Genomic DNA, 24,696 nt, shown 5'->3' with positions numbered 1-24,696 from the left:
ATTTGGGGCATTTCAACGGTAAATCAATTTTTTAGGAGGATCAATCGCTATTCCTGGCCCGAAACCAAAAGAACATGTGATTATTGGTATAGTCGATACCTGCACCAATATAGTGTCTTGGCTCAATGTTGCCGGCCGCTCTGTTTTCTACGCAGTAAGGATCCGCATATCTTCCTGGTTCGTGTGATATTCCTTCACTCATGTAATTATACTTAAAATACATAATGGTACGGTTATATCTACCATCTATGGCTACTGCCCTTATTTGGGTTCCTTTAAATGGGCTGTTAGTGCGGGGATTTGTGGGAAAAGTAACGGGTTGTGGCTCTCTATGTTTTCCCAGATTGCTTGGGCTACCCGCACTTACAAATCCGTTTTTATACCAAGTGAATACCCAATTGCTTGTTCCGTCTATAGCCATACCGGCGATGTCTTCCGGAGTATAGCGCTGCCCATTACCTTCAGGATCTATAGGAAGTATGTAGGTGAAGTCTTCGGGTTTTCTACTGCTATCTAGGTCGTGCGATTTTCCAGCACTGTATCGTCGATTTTTATACCAAACAAAGTGAAGGTCGGGATGGCCATCCGTTGCCATACCTACCACATCCCTTTTGAAATACCGCCTTCCCGTTTCAGGGTTAATGGGTAGGATAATTCGTCTAGGACTTCGGTATTTGGTGTGGTTTTTAGGGGTTCCGGCACTCACGAAAAAATGATCGAATAAGTCGGGTTCATTGGTAAAGTCCTCACAAACTACCGAATGGATCAAGCTTGTGGTCTCTAATTGTTCCTCTTCCGGTACGAATACTTCGGCATCACATGAAACCAAAATAAGAAGGAGTAAAATGGCAAACGCTCTCATAGTTTTCGATTTATAGATTACAAATCGAATGTATTGGTTAATTGGGAAAGGGTATCCTATATAATTGAATGTAAATAAGATAGGATAATGTTAGCAAAAATGGTTTTCACACCATGTATGGGCTACTATGGAAATAGATGATTAGAAATGGATTACCGAAAATCTTGCTGTGTCACAAATTCTGAAGGCGTCATACCATATTGGGCCTTAAAACTTTTCATAAAATAACTAGGGGTGTTAAAGCCGGAAGCATAGGCCACCTCACTTACGGTGAGTTCTCCTTTGGTCAAAAGATCCTTGGCCAATTTTAAACGTTGCGAACGTATAAAGGCCGAAGTACTTTGGCCGGTATAGGCTTGTAGTTTTCGGTGTAGTTGCATTCTACTAACGCCTAATCTTTCGGCCATGGTGGTGGCATTGAAATCGGGTTGGGTCAATGCTTCCTGTAATAACCGTTGTACCTTTTCCAAAAATTGTGATTCTATGGGGGTCAGATCTATTTTGGGATCCAAGTCCCAATTCGAGGCATAGGACTTGGCCAGTTCCTTCCTTTGCGTTACCAGATTTTGGATACGTTGCAGCAAAAGTGCCGAATTAAAGGGTTTGGCTACATAGGCATCCACGCCGTACTTAAGGGCCTGTAGTTCATTTTGAACCGATTGGGATGCCGTGAGCAATACCACGGGAATATGGCTGGTCCTGGGGTCGTTTTTTACCAGGTTACAGAATTGAATGCCGTCCATTACGGGCATCATTACGTCCGAAATAATGATATCGGGCAGTTTGGCCACTGTTTTTTCGAAACCTTCTTGTCCGTGTTTGGCCGTCAATACTTGGAAATGTTCGCTTAAGAATCGGGCCATATATTGTTGGGTGTCCCAATCGTCTTCAACGATGAGCAGGCAAGGGGCTTCTTTATCCGGGGCCTTACCGGTGGTGCTTGTGGTGTTGGCCTGGTTTCCCCCTTTCCAATCCAATTCCTTTGGGGTAAAGGCGGTCTTGGATACGGGTAAGTCAATATCGAATCGTAATTGGTGGTTTTGCTGACTGGCCCGTACCGAACCCCCGAATAGATCCAAGAGCTCCCGTACCAAGGCCAGACCTATGCCCATACCTTCGTCCTCGGTTCGGGCTTGGTAATAGCGATCGAAAAGCTTGTCTAGATCAACGGCATGGGTAACCGGGTTGGCAACCCATAAACGGTAATGGCCATTTTCGACAAAAGCCCCTACATGTATGGTGGCATTAGGCGTACTATACTTCAGGGCGTTGCTTAACAGATTGTTCCAGATCTTTTGCAGCATATCTTCGTCGTACCAAACCCAGGGCATGGCTTGTAGCTGGGTCTCTAAGGTATACCCCCTTTCCTTCACCGGATAGGCATAGGAAGCCCAAAGGCTTTGCGTATATAGGTAAATGTCGCTATGAATGGGCTTTTTTTGGTAACGGCCCTCCTCCAATCGCGATAATTGCAGTAATTGGTCTACGAGATCATCTAGCCGTTCCACGTTTCTTTGGACTAGTTCTAGATGTTGCTTGTTTTCTGACTTGTTTCCTTTCAAGTAGTTACGCAAGGGATCCCCAATCAAACTCAAAGGGGTCTTGAATTCATGGGCAATGTTGGCATACAATTTTGACTTGAAAGTGTTCAAATCCTTAAGGCGCTGCGTTTCCTTTTCTTTTAATTGGAGGTTTAAACGCATTTGCCAACGCCATTTCAAATAACGATAAAAGGTCCAGAGTAAAATTAGAATGAACAGGGCGTAGGTACTTTTACTATAGAGGTTCCAATACCAAGGCGGAGCTATACTAAAAGCGTACTCGGCCATGTTGGGGCTCCAGATACCATCGTAATTGGTAGATTTTACTTGAAAAACATAGGCGTTGGGGGGCAAATTAGGGTAACGGGCAAAAGTTTGGTTTTGGGCCTGGGTCCAGTTTTGTTCAAAGGGCAACAACCTATATTGAAATTGATTTCGACTGGGTAAAGAGAATTGCATACTCGAAAACCGGAACGACAAGGTGTTTTCGTTATGGGGGAACTGGGCATTGGGGGTCATGGGCCGATTTTGGTCCCAAATCGCAAAGTCTGTAATATTGGTAAGAGGGGCATCGGTATTGGGATTAACCTCCGAGGGGTCGAACCAGTAGCAGCCATCTAGGGCACCAAAGTACAATTGACCGTTTTCGCTGCGATGATAGGCCCCGGTATTGAATTCGGTGGCCAAGCCATCGTAATTCGTATAATTTATGATAGCGGGCTTGGCCAAACCCTTACTAGTATCGAATTTGCTCACGCCTTTGTTCGAGCTTAACCAAAGGGAACCTTCCTTATCGGGTAAAATGCCGTAGATAACATCGTTGGCCAAGCCATTTTTTTGGGTGTACCGATAAAAGGTTTTAGTAGCAGTATCATAGGCTTGCAAACCAGAACCATTGGTGCCGATCCAGAGCAAACCGGAAGCTTCTTCGAACCATAAGGTTTTAATGCCATTGGAAGTCAAGTTAGAGTTTTCAGTGGTCAGATGTTCTACATCGGCATCGTTCAACCTTATAATCCCTTGGGCATCGGTGCCCAACCACAGGTTACCATCCGCATCTTTTGCAATGGCCCTAATATTGTTATCGGGCCATATATGGGATTCTTGGTTTTTTTGGTACTGTTTGACCAGGGCACCTCCTGAGTCCAGCAAAAGCAAGCCTTGGTTTCGACTTCCTACCCATAATCCGTTTTCGCGATCTTGATAAAGGGCCCAAATGGTTTTCGCAGGGATGTCGATGGGGGCGATTTTTCCTTGGGGATCCATTTTGTATAAACCTGCACCCTGGGTGCCTATCCATAGGTTTTGATCTGAGGGATCGGAAAAAAGGCTCATGATCCGATCGGAACCCAAAGCGGAGTTGGAGGTACTAAACGATCGGAAGCTTTTCTGGATCGGATGGTATCGGGTCAATCCTTTGCCCGAGGTACCGATCCAAATATGCCCCAAAGTGTCGGTGGTTATGGCCCTGACCACATCGACCTCGATATCTTTTGGCGAGCGATCGTTGGTTATGGATTTGAATTTACCTAGGTTTTGATCGTAAAATGATACTCCGGCCCCATCGGTACCGAACCAAAGTACGCCTAGATAGTCTTCGTAAATCGATAGGATGTCTTTATAATGAAGCGACCCTTTTTCGCCTTTGTTCGGCATAAAGTGGCTTAGCTTTTCCAATTGGGGTTCAAATAAATATAGGCCATTGCCATAGGTGCCCAACCAAAGTCTGTTGCGCCGGTCTTGGTAAAGGTCTAAAATATTGAGGTCTTGCGGAAGGTTTTGCCAGGCTACCTGGCTCCACTGCCATTTTTTTTCGGAATATTCCAGTTTCCAGAGGCCATGGCCATGGGTGGCTACCCAAAAACTATGGGCCGTCTGCGGAATCAACGCGCTAAATGCCATTTGCTGAAGCGGGGGGGCGATCGGTTGGGCTTGGCCTTGGGCGTTTATTTGATAAAGGCCATGTAGTAGCTGTACCAAAACTTGGTCGTTACCCAATGCTTCGATTTGGCGTACGCCACCTTGGTCATGAGGTTTCGAAAGTAGGGGTATAAATGAAGTCGAGCCCTCGGCTTTAAACAATACCTGGCCCTGGTCCGTGCCTACCCATACGTGCTTATTGGTGTCTTGAAACACCGTATAGGCCCCTTTTACCTCAGGGTTTTTTACGAATTCCTCTTTTCCTTTTTCGAGTTTATATAGGCCCCCATCTTGGGGTATGGTCCATAAATGACCCTGGCGATCAAGGTATAATTTACCCAAGGCACTGAAGTTGGGTCGGGTAACATCTACATACTGAAACGGATATTGTTTAAACTCATGACCGTCGTATCGGTTCAATCCGTCTTGGGTAGCCAGCCATAAATAGCCCAAGCTATCCTGTACCACATCGACTACACTGTTTTGTGATAAACCATCCCTAACCGATAGATTTTTAAAGGAAATGGGGTCTTGGCTTAGGCATAGTCCATACGAGAAAATGGCAAGGAGTACCCATAAGATACGGGTGCGAAAAGGTTGGCAGGTATTTTTAATTAGTGTTGGCAAGCGGAATAGTGTTGTGTACTAAAATTACTAAAAAATTAGGTTAGGCATTTTTCTATGAATTTGCGATATTGGTTTTTCAGAAAACCAACAGTAGCCATGGACATTGCCTTGTTCACCACTCAGATCCAATCGTATTCTTCGCGGCGTATTGCCGAGGCCGGGGTTAAATTGGGGCACTATGTAGAAGCCATAGATCATACCCGTACCCTTGTGGCCCTAGGGGGAACGCATCCGCAATTACTTTTTGAAAATGAAGACCTATCGGGGCAGTTCCATGCGATAATTCCACGCATTGGGGCCAATGTTACCCGTCATGGGGCAGCCATCGTAAAGCAGTTCGAAGACGACGGTTGTTATAGTACCGCCCATTCCAAAGGCATATTAAGGGCCCGCAATAAGGTTACGGCCTTACAGTTTTTGGCCCAGCGAAAAATACCCATGCCCAAGACCTTGTTCGCCATGAACGCCTATGGGCTGCGTTCACAGCTGCCACTGTTGGGCAAGCCACCTTATATTATCAAAGTCCAGGAAGGTACCCAGGGCATAGGGGTTATTTTGGCCGAAAGCCAGGCGGCGGCCCATTCGACCATAGATGCCTTATGTAAACTAGATACCCCCATTATGGTGCAAGAGTTCATTGCCGAGTCCAAGGGTACCGATATTCGCATGTTCGTGGTGGGCGATAAGGTGGTAGCCAGTATGAAACGCCAAAGTGGTGGCGATGAGTTTAGGGCCAATTTCCACCGGGGCGGTCAAGTTACGGCCGTAAAGGCTACCGAGGCTGAAATGGATATTGCCCTAACCGCCGCCAAACGTTTGGGGCTCGATGTGGCCGGGGTAGACCTAATCCGATCGAAACGCGGTCCTTTACTGCTAGAGGTGAATGCCTCCCCGGGCCTACAAGGTATAGAGCATGCAACGGGAATGGATGTTGCGGCGGCCATAATCAAATGGATAGAAAAGCATGTCGAAACAAGCTAGTATAACCGTTGGGGGCGAAATATTTGCCCCAGAAACCAATGGCATGGTTAAGATCAATATCGGTAGATTACCTACCGGAACCTTGATCGATATGCCGGTATATGTTTTCAATGGAAAACGGAAAGGCCCTGTTCTGTTGATCCAGGCCGGTTTACATGGTGACGAGATCAATGGGGTAGAGATTTTACGCCGTATGATCTATGAAAAGAGATTTCAAATTTCGGGGGGCACCGTACTGGTGGTACCGACCGTAAATGTGTACGGCTTTATCCATTTTTCACGTGATATGCCCGATGGTAAGGACATAAACCGCAGTTTTCCGGGCAGTAAAAATGGCTCTTTGGCCTCTCGGGTGGCCCGTTCGGTAAACAAAGAACTATTGCCCTTGGCCCAAATGGCCGTCGATTTACATACGGGGGGTGCCCAACGCCATAATTATCCGCAGATCCGTTATACCGAGGCCGATCCCCAAAGTATGGCCCTGGCAGAAGCCTTTGGTGCACCTTTTTATTTTGCCTCTACCTTGATTCCGAGGTCTTTTCGTAAAACCGCCTATGCGAAAAATATAGCCACAATCGTTTTCGAGGGAGGCGAAAGTATGCGTTTCGATGAAAAAGTCATACAATTCGGCATGGCCGGTATTGAACGGGTTATGTATGCCTATGGATTGAAGACCGAGGGAACGCCGGCGGAACAAAAATCGGTGGCCCTAACGGAAAGAAAATGGCTTCGGGCACCCATGGCCGGCATGTTTCTACCACATTTTACAAATGGGGCATTCGTAAAGAAGGATGCTGTGGTCGGGTTGGTAACCGACACCAATTCGAAGCGGATAAAGAAAATAAGGGCACCTTTCGATGGGTATTTGATATGCCTCAACCACCAGGCGGTGGTAAACCAAGGCGATGCCCTTTTCCATTTGGGTAAACCCCACTAGGTCAACATTTTTGTTTCCTAAAAAGGAAAGTAATTTTGTAATGTCGTTAATGGGAATTTGATCGCTTTTTAACGTTAATTACCCTTGCCGGTTTCTCTTTTTTGCTATATTGGACACATGGAGCAGGATGGAAAAAAACAATACCCTTTCTGGGAAAAACGGAGGCAAAAATTGGTCAATCACAAGAGTTGGGCCGTGAGTAACCTATGGAACCGTTTAAAGGAAGAACACTGGGCTTCCGACATCCGTAAGCGGCATAATATCGGCGATTATGTGGTCGATTTTTGCTGTCCCTCCAAAAAATTGGTCATCGAACTCGAAAAGAACAACTACTCCAATTTTGCCGATACCATCCGTCAGATGGAAAAGACCGCTTGTTTGGAACAATGGGGGTTTAAAGTGGTTAGGTTAAAGGCCAAGGCCGTTTATGACGAACTGGGCGAGGCCTTAAAAGAAATCCGCGAATTGATCAAAGAACGATCCAACGCATAAACTCCATTCTTATTCTGTGCTCTTTTCATCTGAAGCCTTCAGTTTTCGGATGGCGGTTTGCTCATGTATAACATTTCGTCTGCTTATCCTACCTTTGCGGCATGATCGAAAACAAAGACCAAAACAAGACCGACCTTACCCAAATGGGCGAGTTCGGACTGATCGAGCACCTAACCCAGTTTTTAAAACCCCAATTGGAGAGTACTATAGTGGGCATTGGCGACGATGCCGCGGTATTGGACCATAGCGGACAAAAAACCGTGGTCTCTACCGATCTATTGGTAGAAGGGGTGCATTTTGATCTGGCCTATATGCCTTTAAAACATTTGGGGTACAAGTCGGTCATCGTAAACCTTTCAGACATCTATGCCATGAATGCACGGGCGACACAGGTTACCGTATCCATTGCCGTGTCCAACCGTTTTCCCTTAGAGGCTTTAGAGGAGTTTTATGCCGGGGTGGCTATGGCGGCCAAAATCTATAAGGTAGATGTGGTCGGGGGAGATACCACTTCTTCTACCAAAGGTATGCTGATCAGTGTAACGGCCTTGGGGGTTGCCCAAGAAGAAAAGCTATGTTACCGCAATGGGGCCAAACCCAACGATCTTTTGGTGGTATCAGGCGATTTAGGCGGGGCCTATTTGGGCTATCAAGTATTGAACCGCGAAAAAGAGGTGTTTAAGGTTAATCCGCAGAACCAACCCGATCTCGACCCATATTCCTATATCGTAGAACGGCAGTTAAAACCTGAAGCCCGAAAAGATATTGTCGATATTTTGGAGAAGTTGGAAGTAAAACCTACGGCCATGATCGATATCAGCGACGGACTTTCTTCCGAAATATTGCATTTGTGTAAGCAAAGTGGGGTAGGCTGTAACCTGTTTGAAGATAAGATTCCTTTAGATCCTACGGTAATAAGTACTTGTGAAGAGTTTAAGCTAGACAGTACCATGGTCGCCTTGAGTGGGGGAGAAGATTATGAACTACTTTTCACTATCGCTCAAGAAGACTATCCTAAAATCAAAGGCAACCCTAACCTTACCGTGGTGGGGCACATCGCGGAACAGGCCGAAGGCGCCCATTTGATTTCAAGAAATAATGCTAAAATTCCATTAACAGCGCAAGGTTGGAATTCTTTTGCCAAAGCATAAATAGTCAGGCCACCTGCTGATGAGCGGTGGCCCGGTGTCTCTTACTATATAAATTTTCGAGTGTTCTGTTGATGTCGCGCCGTTGTGGCGTGAGCTTTGATAGATTCCCCTTAACATCGGTAGAAACCTGTTTGCCGCAATGTATGCATTCGTATTCCTTGATGTGATTGGTGATTTTTTTGGTTACGGAATAATGGTGTCCGAACAAACCGCAATAAAAGGCCTTGAACTTGGCGCCATAGCCTGTGTGCATCTTCTTCATGTTTAAGTAGGCATTAGGTTCACAATTAAGATTTGGCAGTGTTTAAGGCAGTTGGGGGAACTACTTTAATGAGACAACGGTACCATCTACGATTTTATTGAAACCTACACACTCTTTTTTTTGTTTTTTCGACCAAATGCGATCCGAGGTCATTTTATAGGGGAAAGAGAGGGTAAAACTTTCAGGTCGAAGGTTTGCCTTTAGTAGCTCAACGGACTATCACATGATTTAGGGATCGTGTTCCTAGGCGAGTTGCTAAAAAGCCCCACGGGATGGATTTTTGATAATCACCGATAGGACATTAGACTTTTGGCATTGGACATTAGATTAATTTTACCCTATCTTCAAACCCATGAAAACCAATACAAAAACCTGGGTAACCGGCTTGGCCCTATTTTCCCTTTTCTTTGGGGCCGGTAACCTTATATTACCGCCGCTTTTGGGGTTTCAGGGAGGCAAAGCCTGGCCTTTAATCCTTTTGGGCTTTGCCCTTTCTGCCGTTATCATTCCCATTTTAGGGATACAAGCCCATGCCCGTTTGCAGGGTACCATGTTCGATTTTGGTAAAAAGGTGAACAAAACCTTTGCCTTGGGCTATTGTTTTTTGGTCTATGCCATCTCTATAAGTTTACCGGCACCCCGAACGGCTTCGGTAACCCACGAGATCGCCTTGGGGCCTTGGACAGGTGTTTCCCCATGGATCACGGCCATCGTATATTTTATCTTGGTCTATATTTTTGTGGTCAATCGCTCGCGATTGTTGGAGCTGATCGGAAAATGGTTGACCCCCATTATCGTATTGATCCTATTGGCCATTTTTGGTGTGGCCTTGCTAGATTTTGGCCCTTTGACCCAAGATCCGGCCATGGCGGCACCCTTTTTCGACGGGGTACTGGAAGGCTACCACACCTTCGATGCCATAGGCTCGGTGGTTGTGGGTGGAGTAATTATAGTTTCCTTGCAACTGGACGGAAACACTGACCATGGGGTTAACAAAAAGATCATCGGTAGGGCCGGTTGGATTGCAGGTATGGGTCTTTTGATAATCTATGCCGGTTTATTGTACAGTGGTGCCCTTATGGAAGGACTTTTCCCGGCCGATATCAGTCGGGCCGATCTTTTGAACGGATTGTCCGAACAAACCCTGGGCAGAACGGCACAGTTGTTTTTGTCGGTATTGGTTTCCCTAGCTTGTTTTACTACGGCGGTGGGTATAGTTACGGGTACGGCCGACTTTTTTAAATGGTATTTTAAAGATTCACAAATGGCTTTCCGAATTACCGCTTTAATCGGTTGTATACTTGGCGTACTCATGGGGCAATTCAATGTGGCCTATATTATTGCCGTGGCAATGCCTGCCTTAATGCTGATCTATCCGGTAACCATAGTGCTGATTCTGTTGAATCTTTTACCATCGCGATGGGCCAGTGCCACCGTCTTTAGGGCTGTGGTAGTCACTACGTTATTGTTTAGTCTGCCCGATCTGTTGATAAGTCTTGGGCTCCTAGAAAAGGAGGCTCCTTGGTTAGCATGGTTGCCCTTGGCCGAATATGGTATGGGGTGGGTGCTTCCGGCTTTAATATCGTTAATATTCTCGATAGGGTTTAATAATAAAAAACCACCTAAATAAAATTCAGGTGGCTTTCAATTTGTTTGGAATTAAATTTTAATAGTCTATTGGCTCATCATAACCCTTTTCGCCTCGGCTTCCAAATCGATATAAGGGGTGCCCTCTACGGTAACCGCAACAAAATCTAGTTTTCCGTTTCTAAACTTACTGGGTGAGGGATATAGGTTACTAACCGCATCGCCACTGTCATAACCTACACAAAGGCCATCTCCTGAAAGGGTGAATTTGCCTGGTTGGGTGCGAATCTTACTTTGGGCAACTTCCCGCTCGTTTACATATAACTTGGCCGTACCCCAGGTTTCGCCATTTTCCCCTTGACTTTCTTTAATGAACTCCATGCCCAGGGTATACTTACCAGGGCTAAGGGGTTTTGATGCCATGACTTGCTCGGGTTGAATACCTAAGAAATTATAGCTGTAGAACAGTTTACCCTCTTTAATGAATAAACTATGTCCGCCGAAACGGGAACCATGTGCGAATAAAACCCCTTCCGAAGCATTGGTGAGTTCTACATTGGCGAGGATTTTGTACGAACGCCCCCTTATATTCACGGCCACCCCTTCAGGAACTTGGGCGGTATTTGGGTAGTAGACATAACGATCTCGGGCGGGTTCGCTCGAAGGTCTTTTAATACCAAGGACTTCAACCGCGCTTCGGTCGTCTAAAGGCAGTACATTATTCTTTTCGGCCTCATCGTACCATGCCGCTATTAATTCTTCCAGTTTTTCAGGATGTGTCTCGGCCAAGTCGGTCGATTCGGATCGGTCTTCGTCTACATGGTAAAGTTCCCAATCGTCTTTGTCAAAATTGCCTTTTCCGGATAATGGGGCGTGAATGGCAGCGGCTTTCCAACCTTCTTTCCAGATGCCCCTAGAACCTAACATGGAGTAATACTGGATCTTCTTTTGGGTGGGGTCGTTGGGTTGGGCATTGAAGGTGTAGGCCATAGACACCCCGGAAAGCGGCAGTTGTTCCACGCCTTTATAAACTTTGGGCATTTCGAGTCCGCAGACTTCCAATAAAGTAGGAACGATATCTACAGAGTGGTGGTACTGATGGCGAATTTCACCGCGGGCTTTAATACCCTTAGGCCATGAAATAACCAAAGGATCGTTGGTGCCCCCAGCATATTGGGCATAGCGCTTAAACATTTTAAAAGGTGCCGAAAAAGCAGAAGCCCATCCGGTAGGGAAGTGGTTATAGGTTTCCGGTCCGCCTAATACTTCAAGATATTTTAGGTTTTCCGACAGTTCATCGGGATAACCGTTGAACAGCTTGTTTTCGTTTACCGAGCCATTGGGCGATCCTTCTCCGGAGGCGCCGTTATCGGCAGCATAAAGCACTATGGTATTCTCTAATTGCCCCGTTTCTTCCAAATAATCTATTATTCTTCCGATTTGGGCATCGGTATATTCAGAAAAACCAGCATATACTTCAGCCATTCGTGCAAATAGGATTTTTTCATCGGCGCTTAGGCTATCCCATGGGCGTACATCGTCGATATGTGCTGCCATATCTTCGCGCATAGGGTTGATTGGGGTGTTTTTGGTGCCTTCGGGTAATATTCCTTTCTCAACCATTCGCGCGGTCACCCACTCCCGATAGGCATCATAACCCGAATCGAATTTACCTTTATATTTGGCAATGTACTCCATTGGGGCATGGTGAGGGGCATGGTTGGCCCCAGGGTTGAACCACATATACCAAGGTCTTGAAGGATTGGTAGCCTGTTGATCCCGGATCATTTCCAAGGCATGGTCGGCCAAGTCTTTGGACAAATGATAACCGTCTTCAGGGCCATATTCTGCTTCAACAAAGTGGTTGTCTTCGACTAAATCTGGGTACCAGTTATTGGTCTCACCACCTAAGAATCCATAAAAACGATCCCATCCCATTTGCAGGGGCCATTGTTTTTTGGTCGCACCGGCCGCCACATCTTGTTCCGGAACATTGTGGTTCTTACCCACCCAAAAAGTACTCCAACCGTTGTCTTGTAGAATTTTGGAGAGTGGGGCGACCTCTTCTGATATCCTTCCGTTGGCCCCGGGAAATCCGTCGGCGGTTTCGGTTATGGATGCCATACCGTTCAAATGATGGTTCCTTCCGGTCATAATGGTTGAACGTGTAGGGGCGCACAAGGCCGTGGTATGCCATTGGGTATAGGTGAGTCCGTTTGCTGCCAATTTATCCATGGTAGGCATATTAATGGCACCTCCATAAGGTGACCAAGCAGCTAACCCGGTATCATCATAAAGCACAAAAAGGATGTTTGGGGCATCTTTTGGAGCGGCTTTTGGGGTATATGGAGCCCAATCGGCTTCCGAATCGCGCACGTCCAAAGCTATTTTGCCTTGAAAATCTGAAGTTGGTTCGGCCTTTGTGTCTGTTTTACCCTTGGAGTTACACCCAATAAGTAAAAGCAACAAAAAGCCCGTCTGGAGAGTGGATACCCAGCCTCCTCTACTTTGTATTCCCATAACTGTTTCGTGAAATTTTCGGTAAAGCTAGGGTGGGCCCAAGACTAAAAAAACATCAAATGATTGGTTTTTCCAGATAAAAGGGATTAATAAATCGTACGTGGCAATCTGGGCGTCTAATGGGTGCTAAATGATACGGATTGGTACCATTTCAAGGCACCTTCCTCTAAAGTACATTCAGAAACCTTACTTTTTGTTTTTAACCCTATACAGGGTAAGCGGCTTGATGCCCAAAAAGCTGGCCAGATGTTTATCGTAAGTCGATTTAAGGTAACTTGGATTCCATTTTACGAGATCTTCGTAGCGTTCTTCGGCGTTCATGGTAACAAAAGTATTTACCCGATGCGAAAGGGTTATCGCTATTTCTTTGAGAAAGCTTAAATAGAATTTCATCAAACCACGGTTTTCGAAGCCTAGCTCTTCCAAAAGCATGATATCGAATTCAAGATAGTGGGTCTCCCCAATCGATTCCACATCCAATATTTGGGAATCGTTTCCAAAGACGCGGGCATCGCCCACAAGTTTCCCTTCTTGGCGGATGTAGTTGTTTAGCTCTTGGCCCCCTTCACTAATACAATAGGCACGGGCTGCTCCTTTTAGTATTAGAATCACTTTTTTATCGGTACGACCAGCTTTTAACAAATGGGTTTTACTCTTTACCTTTTTGTACTTACAAATAGAGAGGAATAGTTCCCCCTCTTCAGCAGAAATATCAGGGCAATAGGTAGTAAGCAGTGTAATTATTTCGAGTTGGTTCAACAGCATAGGCGACATCACGAATGAAAACCAAAAATATAACCTTTATGGTAAATAAGGGATATGTGACTTATAGCTATAGCTGTTATTGCCCCTTAAGTTTATACCTAGCCCGATACGGATAACTGTCAAAGGCTGGTTTTTGTTCCAGTACCCTCGGGTCTTTGGCTACGATCAATTCGGCCTCCAGTTGCTGGGCGAGGCTTTTCTTGATTTCCGCATATTCCGGCTGCTGAGCTAGGTTGTTGGTTTGATAGCGATCTTGGGCAATGGCATACAATTCTTCGGCCGGTCTGGGGCCAAAACACCAGTCGTAGTATTTAGAATAACCGGCTTGATCTTTTTGGGCAAGGATAATCGTTTTAGTAGGCCCGGAATCGGAATCGGTAAAACTATTCTTTGGGTGGGTGGCCCCTTCGGGCACACCGGCGGGCCATCTGTCGGGGGCATAATTACAAATGTAGAGGTAATCGTTGGTGCGAATGGCCCGACTGGGGTAACCGTTTAAAGAGGGCGCCTTTTGCGCCGGGGTATGCCTTTCGCGGCCAAGTAGTACAAAATCAGATTCATTTTTGGAGGTACTCGAAGGATTAAAGTATCCATTCAGGGCCTTTCCGGTCATGGCTTCGGGAATGGCAACCCGGGCAGCTTCTAGAAACGTTGGCGCCAGGTCGGTAAGGGAAACCGGGCTTTGGATTCGTTTTGGCGATTTGATTTTTCGGGGCCATGAGATGACCAAGGGTACACGGGCACCCATATCGTACAGGTTGCCCTTGGCCCTTGGAAAAGGCATGCCATGGTCGCCGGTTACGACGATCAGGGTGTTTTCGAGTTCGCCTTTTTCTTGAAGCAAGGCCAGGGCTTGGGCTACATCCTTATCAAAACGTTGTACCTCATAATAATAGTCGGCAATGTCGCTTCGAATTTCTTTTGAATCTGGATAATAGGGAGGCAGTTCAATGGCATTCAAATCTATACCCGAGGTTGCTCCGCTCCCTTTTTCATAGGGTCGATGCGGGTCGGAAGCCCCCAACCAAAAACAAAAAGGTTTCTCTTGGGGCTTTTCGGCCAAAAACTGTTCTAATCCACCTTTGTACACCTTCCCAGCGGGGTTATGGTCAGTATATCCCCCAGCTTTTAGATCTCCGGGCCCCCAAGCCTTTCGCCAAGAGCCTACGAAGTAGCCCGCCTGTTCCAACAACAACGGATATACCGGATGTGCGACATCTAAGGTAGACCATAGGTTGGCGCCTTCGCCCAGTCGCCAAAAATGCTGACCGGTAAGTACGGCACCCCTACTCGGGGTACAGGACGGACTCGATACAAAAGCGTTTTCGAATAAAATACCTTGCTGGGCCAACCCATCGAAGGTTGGGGTCTGCACCACAGTATCGCCATAACTTCCGGCATGGGGCCAGCCCCAATCGTCGGCGATGCAGAATAAGATATTAGGGCGCTCGTTTTGAGCCAAAAGCGGGGCAGAAAAGACCAGAAACAGAATAAGGATTCGAAAAGGCATAATTAGCGATTTGCCCTCAAGATACTAACAATCCCTAAAACTGTGTAATAAAAACGCAGTACGTATTACTTTTTATGCATCCAGGCTTCTATATCTTCCACTTCAATAGGAATATCGGCCATAAGGTTCAAAGGCGCTCCGTTTTCTTGGATTACCACATCATCCTCTAAACGGATTCCCATATTTTCCTCAGGGATATAGATACCCGGCTCCACCGTGAACACCATATTCGCTACCATAGGGGTTTTAAGGGCACCATAGTCGTGGGTGTCGAGGCCCATATGGTGGCTGGTACCATGCATAAAGTACTTTTTATAGGCCGGCCAGTTGGGGTCTTCATTTTGTATATCGGCTTTGTCCAATAACCCCAAACCTAGAAGTTCGGCCGTCATGATCTTGCCCACCTCTTTATGGTACTCGGCCCAAAGCGTACCGGGTACCAACATCTTTGTGGCTTCGTTCTTTACCCTTAGTACGGCATTATATACCGCTTTTTGGCGCTCGGTAAACCGACCGTTTACCGGTATGGTACGGGTCATATCGCTGGCATAATTCGCATACTCGGCCCCCACGTCCATCAGTAGCATATCGCCATCGTTACACACCTTGTTGTTTTCGATATAGTGCAGCACATTGGCATTAAAACCACTGGCAATAATGGGCGTATAGGCAAAGCCATTGGATCGGTTACGCAGGAACTCGTGCATATATTCGGCCTCGATCTCGTATTCCATGACCCCGGGTTTTACGAACTGCAATATGCGTTTAAAACCTTTTTCGGTAATTCGGCAGGCCTGTTGGATTAAGTAGATCTCGGCAGTTTCCTTTACCCCACGGATCTGTTGCAAGATCGGATTGCTCTTGGCCCAGCTATGGGCAGGGAAATCTTGTTTGCATTTCGCGATAAAACGATCTTCTCGGGTTTGGGTCTCTACCGCTTGGCGGTAATGTTCATTGGTGTTGAAATATACGGTCTCGGCCTCGGTCATCAGGTCGAAAAAGATCTTGTCGAAATCGCTGAGCCAGTACACGGTTTTAATGCCCGAGGTTTCGGTGGCCTGGGCCTTGGTCAGTTTGGCGCCTTCCCAGATGGCAATATGTTCGTTGGTCTCGCGCACGAATAAAATCTCTTTATGCTTAGCGTTGAGGGCATCGGGAAAAAGTACCAAAATACTCTCTTCTTGATCTACCCCGCTGAGGTAAAAAATATCGCGATGCTGTTGAAAGGGCATAGTGCTATCGGCACTGATCGGATAAATATCGTTAGAGTTGAACACGGCCAAACTTTTGGGTTTCATCCGGCCCATGAATTTGCTACGGTTTTTTACGAACAAATCAGATGCTATAGGGAGGTATTTCATGTATTGAGAATTTGGTATAAAGGTACAAAATGAAGCAGTAGCGATGTAAATTTCCTACCATGAAAACCCCAAACATCCAGTAATTCAAGAGAGGGATTGTTTTAAGCAATGAATCATGTTTAGAGAATGAATCCGCCGCTGCCCCATATTATGAAACCTCACTTTAATTTCGGAAATTGTAAATTAAATAGAATCCTTATGGCAACGGTAAATGAAATTCGCAGTGGACTGATCGATAAAATTTTGAGCATTAAAAACAAGGAGTTTTTAGTTGCACTCGATAAACTGATTTCTTCAAGTGCGACCACAAATGACATGGTAGAACTCAGCAGTGAACAGAAACAGATGTTGGAAATGAGTGATGAGGATATCAAAAATGGTCGTTTGATTTCCCAAGAAGCCATGGATAAACGAAACCTAGAATGGTTAAACGGACTGTAAGATGGACGCGTACTGCGGATATACAGTTTGTCGGGATTCTTGAATATTGGGTTGAACGGAATAAATCGGCTACCTATTCTAAAAAACTGGTTAAGCTTGTTACCGCACGAACGAATAAATTGGCCGAGGCACCCTTTGTTTGTAAAAAGGCAGAATTCCCGAATACTAGGGTGGCTTCCCTAGGAAATTTCAGCATATTCTATAAGGTTACCGATAGCGAAATTTTGATAACCGCATTTTGGGATAATAGGCAAGATCCACAAAAGTTATTTCAGATATTAAAGGGGCAATAATGGTTTGTTAGGCAATTTAATAAAGGGTTTCGATTTTAATAAGTTGGCATCGTTTTATAGACAAAAAAAGGGACCCATACGAGTCCCTTTGCTAATTATGTGGATCTGGCTATTTGGCCAAGGCTTTTTTGATGAGCCCGATGATGGCCATAAGTACACCACCACCAACACCACCTCCGGCCACTGAGCCCAGGATTCCGGATATGTCCATACCTCCGTCGGTACCGAGTCCGATCATGCCCAAAAGCGAACCGCCCAGGCCACCGCCCAAAATACCGACCAAAGAATTCCCTAAGGTTCCCAAGGAAAGGTTTTTCATGAGTTTTCCGGCCAGGTTACCCCCTAGGGCACCCGACAATAGCTGAATAATCAGCGGTAAATACTCTTCCATAAAAGAATGGTTTTAAGGTTATTAACGAATTCAAGTAACGAAAAACCTTACAAAAAATCAAATAAGATTCGTTTTATGGTATGCCTTCAAGGTTTAGATGTCGACCAAAATGGAATACTATTGCCGAATCATTTCCGTATTTTACGGCTTTAACTAAAGATCATGAAAAAAGTACTCCCCCTACTGCTAGCGCTTTGGGTATACAATGTTCAAGCCCAACCGCAAGCCACCTCAAAGTCAGATCAAAAACAGGCCATTGCCCAAAAAATGGATATGGCCCAAAATTCATGGCTTAAAAACCTACCCTATACCAATATTGGTCCCACTATTATGAGTGGCCGGGTGGTAGATGTAGACGTGAATCCCGACAATCCGATCGAGTTTTATGTGGCCTACGCCTCGGGCGGTTTATGGTATACTGCCAACAATGGTACTTCCTTTAGCCCGGTCATGGATGAAAGCCCTACCCAAAACCTGGGCGACATTGCCGTAGATTGGAAAAATGGGACCCTATGGGCCGGTACGGGCGAGAACAATGCCTCTCGATCTTCCTATGCGGGCATCGGGATCTTAAAAAGCACCGATAAAGGCAAAACCTGGCATCATGTGGGCTTGGCCGATAGCCATCATATCGGTAGGATTTTGATCAATCCGAACGATCCCGATGAGGTCGTGGTCGGTGTTACCGGTCATTTGTATTCGCCCAATGCCGAAAGGGGTATTTACAAAACCACCGATGGCGGAAAAACGTGGAACCAGACCCTATTCGTAGATACCGAGACTGGAATCATCGATTTAATAGCCGTACCGGGCGATTTCAATACCCTTTTCGCTTCGGCTTGGCAAAAAGATCGTAAGGCGTGGCATTTTGAAGGCAGCGGTAGCGGTTCGGGCATTTACAAAAGTACCGATGCTGGGCAAAGTTGGACCTTGGTCAGTGGCCCTGAAAGTGGTTTCCCCACTGGAAAGGGTGTGGGTAGGATCGGTTTGGCCGCTTTTGATGGCACAACGATTTATGCCGTTCACGATAGTCAGTTCAGGCAAGAGAAGAAACCCGGGGAAAAGAAAAAAGAAGGCCTAGACAAGGATGATTTCAAGACCATGGATAATGCTACTTTTTTAGCCTTGGAAGACAAAAAGCTCAACAACTTTTTAAAGACCAACGGGTTTCAGGAAAAATATAGGGCTGAGAACGTAAAGCAGTTGGTGCGTTCGGGAACCGTAAAACCTGCCGATTTGGCCACCTATCTCGAAGATGCCAATTCATTATTGTTCGATACTCCGGTAATCGGTGGTGAATTGTATAGGTCCGACGATGGGGGTAAAAGCTGGACCAAACGTAACGAAGCCGATATCGAAGGGCTGTTTTTCAGTTATGGCTATTATTTTGCCCAGATCTGTGTGGCACCCCAAGACAAAGACCAGGTATACCTTGGTGGGGTACTTCTTTTTAAATCGGAAGATGGCGGTAAAACCTTTGCCAATATTCAAAAAGAGAACGTACATGCCGATCACCATGCCATTTGGTTGAACCCGAAAAGAGCCGGACATATCATTAACGGAAACGACGGGGGCATCAATATCACCTATGACGATGGTGCCCACTGGACCAAGAACAATTCTCCTGCGGTAGGCCAGTTTTACTACATAACCGTAGATAACGAAGAACCCTACAACGTTTATGGTGGCCTTCAGGATAACGGGGTCTGGAAAGGCGCCCATACGGCCAAGGAAGATCGTACTTGGGAACAAGAAGGCCAATACCCCTGGAAAACCATTATGGGAGGGGATGGAATGCAGGTACAAGTAGATAACCGTAATAGTAATATCGTGTACACCGGCTACCAATTCGGAAATTATTACCGCTTGGATCTAGAGAACGATGGTTTTACCTACATACAGCCCAAACACGAATTGGGCGATAGTCCGTTCCGTTTTAACTGGCAAACCCCCATTTTACTCTCGGAACACAACCAAGATATTCTGTATCTGGGCAGTAACCGACTGCACCGATCCTTAGATCAAGGCAATACTTGGGAAACCATTTCCGAAGACCTTACCCAAGGGGGCAAAAAAGGCAATGTGGCCTATGGTACCCTTACCGCCCTTTCGGAGTCACCTTCACAATTTGGCTTGCTTTACACCGGTTCCGACGATGGTTTGGTACACCTTTACCAAGACGGTCAATGGAAAGACCGGTCCGCCGGATTGCCCAAAGATCTTTGGGTGAGTAGGGTAAGGGCCTCCGAGCACCAAAAAGAAAGGGTGTATGTAAGCTTGAACGGCTACCGTTGGGACGATTTCACCCCCTATGTGTATGTAAGTGAAGATTACGGGGCTACCTGGACTTCCATTGCGGCCAATCTACCCAAGAGTCCGGTTAACGTAATTACCGAAGACCCTGAAAATGCCAATATTCTGTATATAGGTACCGACAACGGGGTCTATATTTCGCTGGATCGTGGTACTAGCTGGCAGCATACCAACCAAGGGTTGCCTGCCGTGGCGGTACATGATTTAATCGTACAGCCCAAGGCCAAACATTTGTTGGTAGGTACCCATGGTAGAAGTATTTACAAGGCCGATATAGATCAATTACAACAGATTTCGACCGAGGTGTTGGCCAAACCCCTACACTTTTTTAAACTAGAAAACCTGAAACACAAAGGCAATTGGGGTAACGATAGCGTTTGGGCCAAGGCCGATACTCCCGGGCAAGAACTCTATTTTACGGCTGCCGAGGCCGGAACGGTAACCACCCAGGTCCTAGACGAAAAAGGGGTGGTAGTGAGTGAGGTAAGTACGGAAGCCGACAAAGGCCTGAATATTTTGTCATACGATGTCGCCTATGATGCCAATGGTTTACAATCCTATAAAAAGAAACATAAAAAAGAAGCCCCTAAGGCCGCCAAAAACGGGAAGACCTATCTGCCAAAAGGCAAATACAGGGTAGTGCTTCAAAAAGGGAAGACCAAAGCAGAACAAGGGTTTAGCGTGGAATAGGTAAAGGAAGTAGAGAGACTCCCTTTCTGTAGGTTTTGAGAAGGGTCGTTTTGAAGTAGAGCTGTATTTTGAACTGGTAAACAATAGGGATTACTCTGCGTCGGTAATTCGGGTTAATGTTATCCGGTTGTTGAGTGTAATTAATCCAAAACCAACAAAATTTAGCAGTACGGATTGTTTTTGTATATTTATACGTACAACATAAACATTATGGACGCAAAACTGACATTAAAACTAAATAAAGGTGTCATTGAAAAGGCAAAAGCGTATGCTTCTAATAAGAAAATGAGTCTTTCCCGAATAATAGAAGCTTATTTGCAAACATTGACCTCGGAAGATGAAAATCCAGAATTTGAGATTTCCCCTTTTATAAAAAGTATAGCGACAGGCGTTGAAATTCCTTCTGATTTGGATTATAAAAAACATTACTCTGACCATTTAATGGAAAAATATAAATGAGCAAAAGGGTTTTTATAGACACCAATATAATGTTGGATTTTTTGGGAGAACGAAAACCATTTTATGAACCCATTGCGAAAATTGCAACACTGGCGGAAAAGGAAAAACTGACAATGGTCGTATCACCAATATCATTTGCAACGGTAAACTATTTTATTGCAAAATTTGAAACCGCTGAAATTGCCAAAGAAAAACTGAGGAAGTTCAAGATAATAAGTGAAATATGCTCGTTGGATGAACAAACCATTGAAAAAGGACTTAATTCCTCGATAAAGGATTTTGAAGATGCACTTCAATATTTTAGTGCGACGGAATCCGATTGTGAAATAATAATAACAAGGAACGGAAAGGACTTTAAGAAATCTCTTTTGCCAGTAATGACAGCTGATGAATTTTTGAAAAGTCTGAGTAAAATATAACTACACCCAAAAATGGCTCCGAAATAGTGAATACCCCGGCTAACTTCTATCAGGTCTTGAACTACGTTTGCTGCCCCTTGTGGGTCTTTTTCTCGTATTAAGGGTATTCCATCCACGGAATAGACCACGCTTTCATCTTCTTCTAGATAGTTGTCTGCCATGGCTTGTACAAAACGTTAAAGCCGATCGTCGGCTTTTTCGATATAAACCAGAACAGGCTGTATTAAATCTAAGGTTGCCATATTTTCGTAAGATTATTAATTATAAAGGTTCGAATTCTGTCGACTTTCTTTTAAGGGTACATACCGTTAAGGTTTTATAAATACGACCTACTTCCATCCATAATATCGTATTTTTAGGATATGGAGGATGCCCAACGTACCGGATTTCTGTTTACTACTTTCAATGCTAAAGAGAAATCGCCTTTTGAGCGCTTGTTCGATATTTTCCAGGAACTCATTACCCATACTTCGGGCGATTTTGATGAGGCCATAGCTTGGTTACGGCAATTGGATACCGAATACCAGCTTACCGACGACGACTATACCATTGAAGATTTTATCGAAGAACTAAAACGGAAGGGCTACATTCGGGAAGAATTTAAAGACGACCCTACCCAAGGGGGACAAGAAGGTGCCGAAGGCAATCGTGGACCCGGAAAAATTGGGATTACGGCCAAATTGGAGCGCTTATTACGCCAAAGGGCCATGGACCAGATATTTGGCAAGATCAAACGCTCGGGCTCGGGCCACCATAAGACCGGTAAGTTGGGTCAGGGTGACGAGCATACGGGTGAATATCGCGAATACCGTTATGGCGATGCCTTGGAGCGTATCTCTATGACCGAAAGTCTAAAAAACGCCCAGATAAACCACGGAATCGGAAATTTTAATTTAAACGAGAACGATCTGGTGGTCGAAGACACCGAACATAAGGCCCAGATGAGTACGGTGCTTATGATAGATATTAGCCATAGCATGATCCTCTATGGCGAAGATCGGATAACCCCAGCCAAAAAAGTGGCCATGGCACTGGCCGAATTGATTACCACCCGCTACCCGAAAGACACTTTGGATATTTTGGTGTTCGGTAACGATGCTTGGCCCATTCCCATAAAAGAGCTACCCTATTTAAAAGTGGGCCCCTACCACACCAATACCGTAGCCGGACTGCAATTGGCGATGGATATGCTGCGTAGAAAGCGGAATACCAACAAACAGATATTTATGATTACCGATGGTAAGCCAAGCTGTCTGCGCTTGCCCAATGGCGAATACTATAAGAACAGTGTGGGCCTCGATGAATATATCGTAGAGAAATGCTACAATATGGCGGCCCAAGCCCGTAAGTTGCATATACCCATTACCACTTTTATGATTGCCCAAGACCCCTATTTAATGCAGTTCGTTAGGGAGTTTACCGCTACCAATAGGGGCAAGGCCTTGTATACCGGTCTCAAAGGCCTTGGCGAAATGATTTTTGAAGATTACGAGAACAATAGAAAAAAACGCATCAAATAATATAGGCCGCCAAATGTAATACCCTGTCATATCGACCTACGGGAGATATCACATTATTTTAAAACGGGGGAATCGGCACTAGAAAAGAAAGAAACGTTAAGAAATCAGTTTTAAAACCTATGAACAACAAAGATATATCCCAGATAAAAACCTTAGGAGCCTTAAAAGAGTCGGGCTATAAGCCGCGTTCCATCAAAGAAGAATTACGCGGGAACCTTATCGATCATATCCAAAAAGGCAAATCGGTCTTTGAAGGAATCTGGGGGTACGAACAAACGGTAATCCCCGAACTGGAGCGCGCCATATTATCTAAACACAACATCAACCTATTGGGGTTGCGCGGTCAGGCCAAAACCCGCTTGGCCCGACTGATGGTAAACCTTTTGGACGAGTATATTCCCTATGTAGCGGGCTCCGAGATACACGACGATCCATTGGCGCCCCTCTCGCGATATGCACGCGAACGTATTGATGAAAAAGGCGACGATACCCCTATCGCTTGGCTACATAGAAGCGAACGCTTCTCCGAAAAATTAGCTACCCCCGATGTTACGGTAGCCGATCTCATTGGCGATGTAGATCCTATAAAAGCGGCCAATTTAAAACTGAGTTATGCCGATGATCGGGTCATTCATTTTGGAATGATCCCCAGGGCCAACCGCTGTATTTTCGTGATCAATGAACTGCCCGATCTTCAGGCCCGAATCCAGGTGGCTCTGTTCAATATTTTACAAGAAGGTGATATCCAAATACGCGGGTTTAAACTCCGTTTGCCACTGGATATTCAATTCGTGTTTACTGCCAATCCCGAAGACTATACCAATCGGGGCAGCATCGTAACCCCCTTAAAAGACCGGATAGGTTCACAGATACTGACCCATTATCCGAAAGACCTTACCACTGCTAAAAAAATTACGGCCCAAGAAGCCGATACCGAATATCTGAACGGTAAGATCCATGTACCCGAACTGGCCAAAGATCTTTTAGAACAGATTGGTTTTGAAGCGCGCGAAAGTGAGTATGTAGATATAAAAAGTGGGGTGAGTGCCCGTATGGCCATTACCGCCTACGAAAATCTGCTAAGTACGGCCGAAAGACGGATACTGAGGAGTGGCGAAAAGGGAACCACCATTCGTATGGGCGATTTTTTGGGCATTATTCCGGCCATAACCGGAAAGATTGAGCTCGTTTACGAAGGCGAACAGGAAGGGGCCGACATTGTAGCGCAACGGTTGTTGGAATCGGGGGTTAAAAGTTTGTTTCCGGCTTATTTTCCCGAAATCAAGAAGCTGGAAAAGCGTGATGCCGAAACCCCTTACGACGAACTATTGCACTGGTTTTTCGAAGAAGGAGGTTTTGAAATTTGGGACGATAGTACCGATGACGATTATAAAAATTTCTTGAACGGTATTCCACCTTTAAATGAAATCATGGTCCAATATGCCCAAGAAGTGCCCGAAAACGATAGGCCCTTTTTAAAAGAGTTTTTGTTATGGGGCTTGGTGGCCCACGACAAATTGAGCAAGCAGCGTTTTGAACAAGGCCTACAGTTCAAGGATCTGTATGGCAATTACATTAGTGGCTTATAAGACTTGGAGTAGGGAAAACAGCTGCTGGATTGTTCTTATTAAAAAGCCTTGAGGTTTATAAAACT

Annotated in this window: 20 protein-coding genes; 12 read left to right on the top strand and 8 right to left on the bottom strand. The window is 45.5% G+C overall.

The window, feature by feature from the left end:
* Window positions 1-40: 40 nt before the first annotated feature.
* Window positions 41-862, bottom strand: coding sequence for a hypothetical protein (locus B7P33_RS10645; protein WP_097441944.1), 822 nt, complete (start codon window positions 860-862; stop codon window positions 41-43).
* A 152-nt stretch (window positions 863-1,014) separates the two neighbouring features.
* Window positions 1,015-4,950: a hybrid sensor histidine kinase/response regulator transcription factor gene (locus B7P33_RS10640; RefSeq protein WP_097441943.1), complete on the bottom strand. Its 3,936-nt coding sequence runs from the start codon at window positions 4,948-4,950 to the stop codon at window positions 1,015-1,017.
* Between the two features lie 96 nt (window positions 4,951-5,046).
* On the opposite strand from B7P33_RS10640, the gene B7P33_RS10635 reads away from it, so the two are divergent.
* The 4 genes from B7P33_RS10635 (at window position 5,047) to thiL (ending at window position 8,511) form a co-directional block, all read left to right on the top strand.
* Window positions 5,047-5,931, top strand: coding sequence for an ATP-grasp domain-containing protein (locus B7P33_RS10635; RefSeq protein WP_097441942.1), 885 nt, complete (start codon window positions 5,047-5,049; stop codon window positions 5,929-5,931).
* Window positions 5,915-6,868: a succinylglutamate desuccinylase/aspartoacylase family protein gene (locus B7P33_RS10630; protein WP_097441941.1), complete on the top strand. Its 954-nt coding sequence runs from the start codon at window positions 5,915-5,917 to the stop codon at window positions 6,866-6,868. The genes B7P33_RS10635 and B7P33_RS10630 overlap by 17 nt, the downstream gene beginning before the upstream one ends.
* A gap of 117 nt (window positions 6,869-6,985) precedes the next feature.
* The gene (locus tag B7P33_RS10625) at window positions 6,986-7,360 is read left to right on the top strand and encodes an endonuclease domain-containing protein (RefSeq protein WP_097441940.1); all 375 of its coding nucleotides are present in this window, start codon (window positions 6,986-6,988) and stop codon (window positions 7,358-7,360) included.
* Window positions 7,361-7,461: 101 nt separating this feature from the next.
* Window positions 7,462-8,511, top strand: coding sequence for a thiamine-phosphate kinase (gene thiL, locus B7P33_RS10620; RefSeq protein ID WP_097441939.1), 1,050 nt, complete (start codon window positions 7,462-7,464; stop codon window positions 8,509-8,511).
* Window positions 8,512-8,515: 4 nt separating this feature from the next.
* Here the strand turns inward: thiL and B7P33_RS10615 are convergent, their stop codons facing one another.
* A complete protein-coding gene (locus tag B7P33_RS10615; RefSeq protein WP_097441938.1) occupies window positions 8,516-8,773 on the bottom strand; it encodes a hypothetical protein in 258 nt (85 codons plus the stop codon).
* A gap of 352 nt (window positions 8,774-9,125) precedes the next feature.
* Between B7P33_RS10615 and brnQ the strand changes: the two genes are divergently transcribed.
* Window positions 9,126-10,403 carry a branched-chain amino acid transport system II carrier protein gene (gene brnQ, locus B7P33_RS10610; protein WP_097441937.1) on the top strand — a complete coding sequence of 426 codons (1,278 nt, stop codon included), beginning with the start codon at window positions 9,126-9,128 and terminating at the stop codon, window positions 10,401-10,403.
* Between the two features lie 44 nt (window positions 10,404-10,447).
* Here the strand turns inward: brnQ and B7P33_RS10605 are convergent, their stop codons facing one another.
* The 4 genes from B7P33_RS10605 to B7P33_RS10590 form a co-directional block, all read right to left on the bottom strand.
* On the bottom strand, window positions 10,448-12,880 hold the full coding sequence (locus B7P33_RS10605; RefSeq protein WP_097441936.1) for an arylsulfatase: 2,433 nt from the start codon (window positions 12,878-12,880) through the stop codon (window positions 10,448-10,450).
* Between the two features lie 186 nt (window positions 12,881-13,066).
* Window positions 13,067-13,645 carry a Crp/Fnr family transcriptional regulator gene (locus B7P33_RS10600; RefSeq protein WP_097441935.1) on the bottom strand — a complete coding sequence of 193 codons (579 nt, stop codon included), beginning with the start codon at window positions 13,643-13,645 and terminating at the stop codon, window positions 13,067-13,069.
* Between the two features lie 76 nt (window positions 13,646-13,721).
* The gene (locus B7P33_RS10595; protein WP_097441934.1) at window positions 13,722-15,155 is read right to left on the bottom strand and encodes a sulfatase family protein; all 1,434 of its coding nucleotides are present in this window, start codon (window positions 15,153-15,155) and stop codon (window positions 13,722-13,724) included.
* A gap of 65 nt (window positions 15,156-15,220) precedes the next feature.
* A complete protein-coding gene (locus B7P33_RS10590) occupies window positions 15,221-16,516 on the bottom strand; it encodes an aminopeptidase P family protein (protein ID WP_097441933.1) in 1,296 nt (431 codons plus the stop codon).
* A gap of 198 nt (window positions 16,517-16,714) precedes the next feature.
* Here B7P33_RS10590 and B7P33_RS10585 point away from each other — a divergent pair, with 198 nt between their 5' ends.
* Together B7P33_RS10585 and B7P33_RS10580 are read left to right on the top strand one after the other, a co-directional pair.
* Window positions 16,715-16,957, top strand: coding sequence for a hypothetical protein (locus B7P33_RS10585; protein WP_097442313.1), 243 nt, complete (start codon window positions 16,715-16,717; stop codon window positions 16,955-16,957).
* A complete protein-coding gene (locus tag B7P33_RS10580; RefSeq protein WP_097441932.1) occupies window positions 16,939-17,250 on the top strand; it encodes a type II toxin-antitoxin system RelE/ParE family toxin in 312 nt (103 codons plus the stop codon). Before B7P33_RS10585 ends, B7P33_RS10580 begins: the two co-directional genes overlap by 19 nt.
* A gap of 109 nt (window positions 17,251-17,359) precedes the next feature.
* On the opposite strand, the gene B7P33_RS10575 is transcribed toward B7P33_RS10580, so the two are convergent.
* The gene (locus B7P33_RS10575) at window positions 17,360-17,641 is read right to left on the bottom strand and encodes a hypothetical protein (RefSeq protein ID WP_097441931.1); all 282 of its coding nucleotides are present in this window, start codon (window positions 17,639-17,641) and stop codon (window positions 17,360-17,362) included.
* A 162-nt stretch (window positions 17,642-17,803) separates the two neighbouring features.
* Here B7P33_RS10575 and B7P33_RS10570 point away from each other — a divergent pair, with 162 nt between their 5' ends.
* From B7P33_RS10570 to B7P33_RS10550, 5 genes are all read left to right on the top strand, one after another.
* Window positions 17,804-20,644 (top strand): VPS10 domain-containing protein, encoded by a 2,841-nt coding sequence (locus tag B7P33_RS10570; protein WP_097441930.1) that lies wholly within the window; start codon window positions 17,804-17,806, stop codon window positions 20,642-20,644.
* Window positions 20,645-20,854: 210 nt separating this feature from the next.
* Window positions 20,855-21,103: a DUF6364 family protein gene (locus B7P33_RS10565; protein ID WP_097441929.1), complete on the top strand. Its 249-nt coding sequence runs from the start codon at window positions 20,855-20,857 to the stop codon at window positions 21,101-21,103.
* The gene (locus B7P33_RS10560) at window positions 21,100-21,522 is read left to right on the top strand and encodes a type II toxin-antitoxin system VapC family toxin (RefSeq protein WP_097441928.1); all 423 of its coding nucleotides are present in this window, start codon (window positions 21,100-21,102) and stop codon (window positions 21,520-21,522) included. Before B7P33_RS10565 ends, B7P33_RS10560 begins: the two co-directional genes overlap by 4 nt.
* 362 nt (window positions 21,523-21,884) lie before the next feature.
* Entirely contained in the window at window positions 21,885-23,042 is a 1,158-nt protein-coding gene (locus B7P33_RS10555) for a vWA domain-containing protein (protein ID WP_097441927.1), read from the top strand.
* 119 nt (window positions 23,043-23,161) lie between these two features.
* Window positions 23,162-24,631, top strand: coding sequence for a magnesium chelatase (locus tag B7P33_RS10550; protein WP_097441926.1), 1,470 nt, complete (start codon window positions 23,162-23,164; stop codon window positions 24,629-24,631).
* Window positions 24,632-24,696 lie beyond the last annotated feature (65 nt).

The organism is Sediminicola luteus, assembly GCF_002514735.1.
Classification (GTDB): domain Bacteria; phylum Bacteroidota; class Bacteroidia; order Flavobacteriales; family Flavobacteriaceae; genus HQA918.
The sequence above is the reverse complement of the archived record's forward strand: the minus strand, read 5'-3'. Positions and strand labels throughout refer to the sequence as shown.

Bases quoted from the DNA above. Each gene is read 5' to 3' on its own strand.
- thiL (WP_097441939.1), top strand. From the start codon at position 7,462: ATGATCGAAAACAAAGACCAAAACAAGACCGACCTTACCCAAATGGGC.
- B7P33_RS10570 (WP_097441930.1), top strand. From the start codon at position 17,804: ATGAAAAAAGTACTCCCCCTACTGCTAGCGCTTTGGGTATACAATGTT.
- B7P33_RS10635 (WP_097441942.1), top strand. From the start codon at position 5,047: ATGGACATTGCCTTGTTCACCACTCAGATCCAATCGTATTCTTCGCGG.
- B7P33_RS10585 (WP_097442313.1), top strand. From the start codon at position 16,715: ATGGCAACGGTAAATGAAATTCGCAGTGGACTGATCGATAAAATTTTG.
- B7P33_RS10565 (WP_097441929.1), top strand. From the start codon at position 20,855: ATGGACGCAAAACTGACATTAAAACTAAATAAAGGTGTCATTGAAAAG.
- brnQ (WP_097441937.1), top strand. From the start codon at position 9,126: ATGAAAACCAATACAAAAACCTGGGTAACCGGCTTGGCCCTATTTTCC.
- B7P33_RS10625 (WP_097441940.1), top strand. From the start codon at position 6,986: ATGGAGCAGGATGGAAAAAAACAATACCCTTTCTGGGAAAAACGGAGG.
- B7P33_RS10560 (WP_097441928.1), top strand. From the start codon at position 21,100: ATGAGCAAAAGGGTTTTTATAGACACCAATATAATGTTGGATTTTTTG.
- B7P33_RS10575 (WP_097441931.1), bottom strand. From the start codon at position 17,641: ATGGAAGAGTATTTACCGCTGATTATTCAGCTATTGTCGGGTGCCCTA.
- B7P33_RS10590 (WP_097441933.1), bottom strand. From the start codon at position 16,516: ATGAAATACCTCCCTATAGCATCTGATTTGTTCGTAAAAAACCGTAGC.
- B7P33_RS10595 (WP_097441934.1), bottom strand. From the start codon at position 15,155: ATGCCTTTTCGAATCCTTATTCTGTTTCTGGTCTTTTCTGCCCCGCTT.
- B7P33_RS10550 (WP_097441926.1), top strand. From the start codon at position 23,162: ATGAACAACAAAGATATATCCCAGATAAAAACCTTAGGAGCCTTAAAA.
- B7P33_RS10645 (WP_097441944.1), bottom strand. From the start codon at position 862: ATGAGAGCGTTTGCCATTTTACTCCTTCTTATTTTGGTTTCATGTGAT.
- B7P33_RS10605 (WP_097441936.1), bottom strand. From the start codon at position 12,880: ATGGGAATACAAAGTAGAGGAGGCTGGGTATCCACTCTCCAGACGGGC.
- B7P33_RS10600 (WP_097441935.1), bottom strand. From the start codon at position 13,645: ATGCTGTTGAACCAACTCGAAATAATTACACTGCTTACTACCTATTGC.
- B7P33_RS10630 (WP_097441941.1), top strand. From the start codon at position 5,915: ATGTCGAAACAAGCTAGTATAACCGTTGGGGGCGAAATATTTGCCCCA.
- B7P33_RS10555 (WP_097441927.1), top strand. From the start codon at position 21,885: ATGGAGGATGCCCAACGTACCGGATTTCTGTTTACTACTTTCAATGCT.
- B7P33_RS10580 (WP_097441932.1), top strand. From the start codon at position 16,939: ATGGTTAAACGGACTGTAAGATGGACGCGTACTGCGGATATACAGTTT.
- B7P33_RS10615 (WP_097441938.1), bottom strand. From the start codon at position 8,773: ATGAAGAAGATGCACACAGGCTATGGCGCCAAGTTCAAGGCCTTTTAT.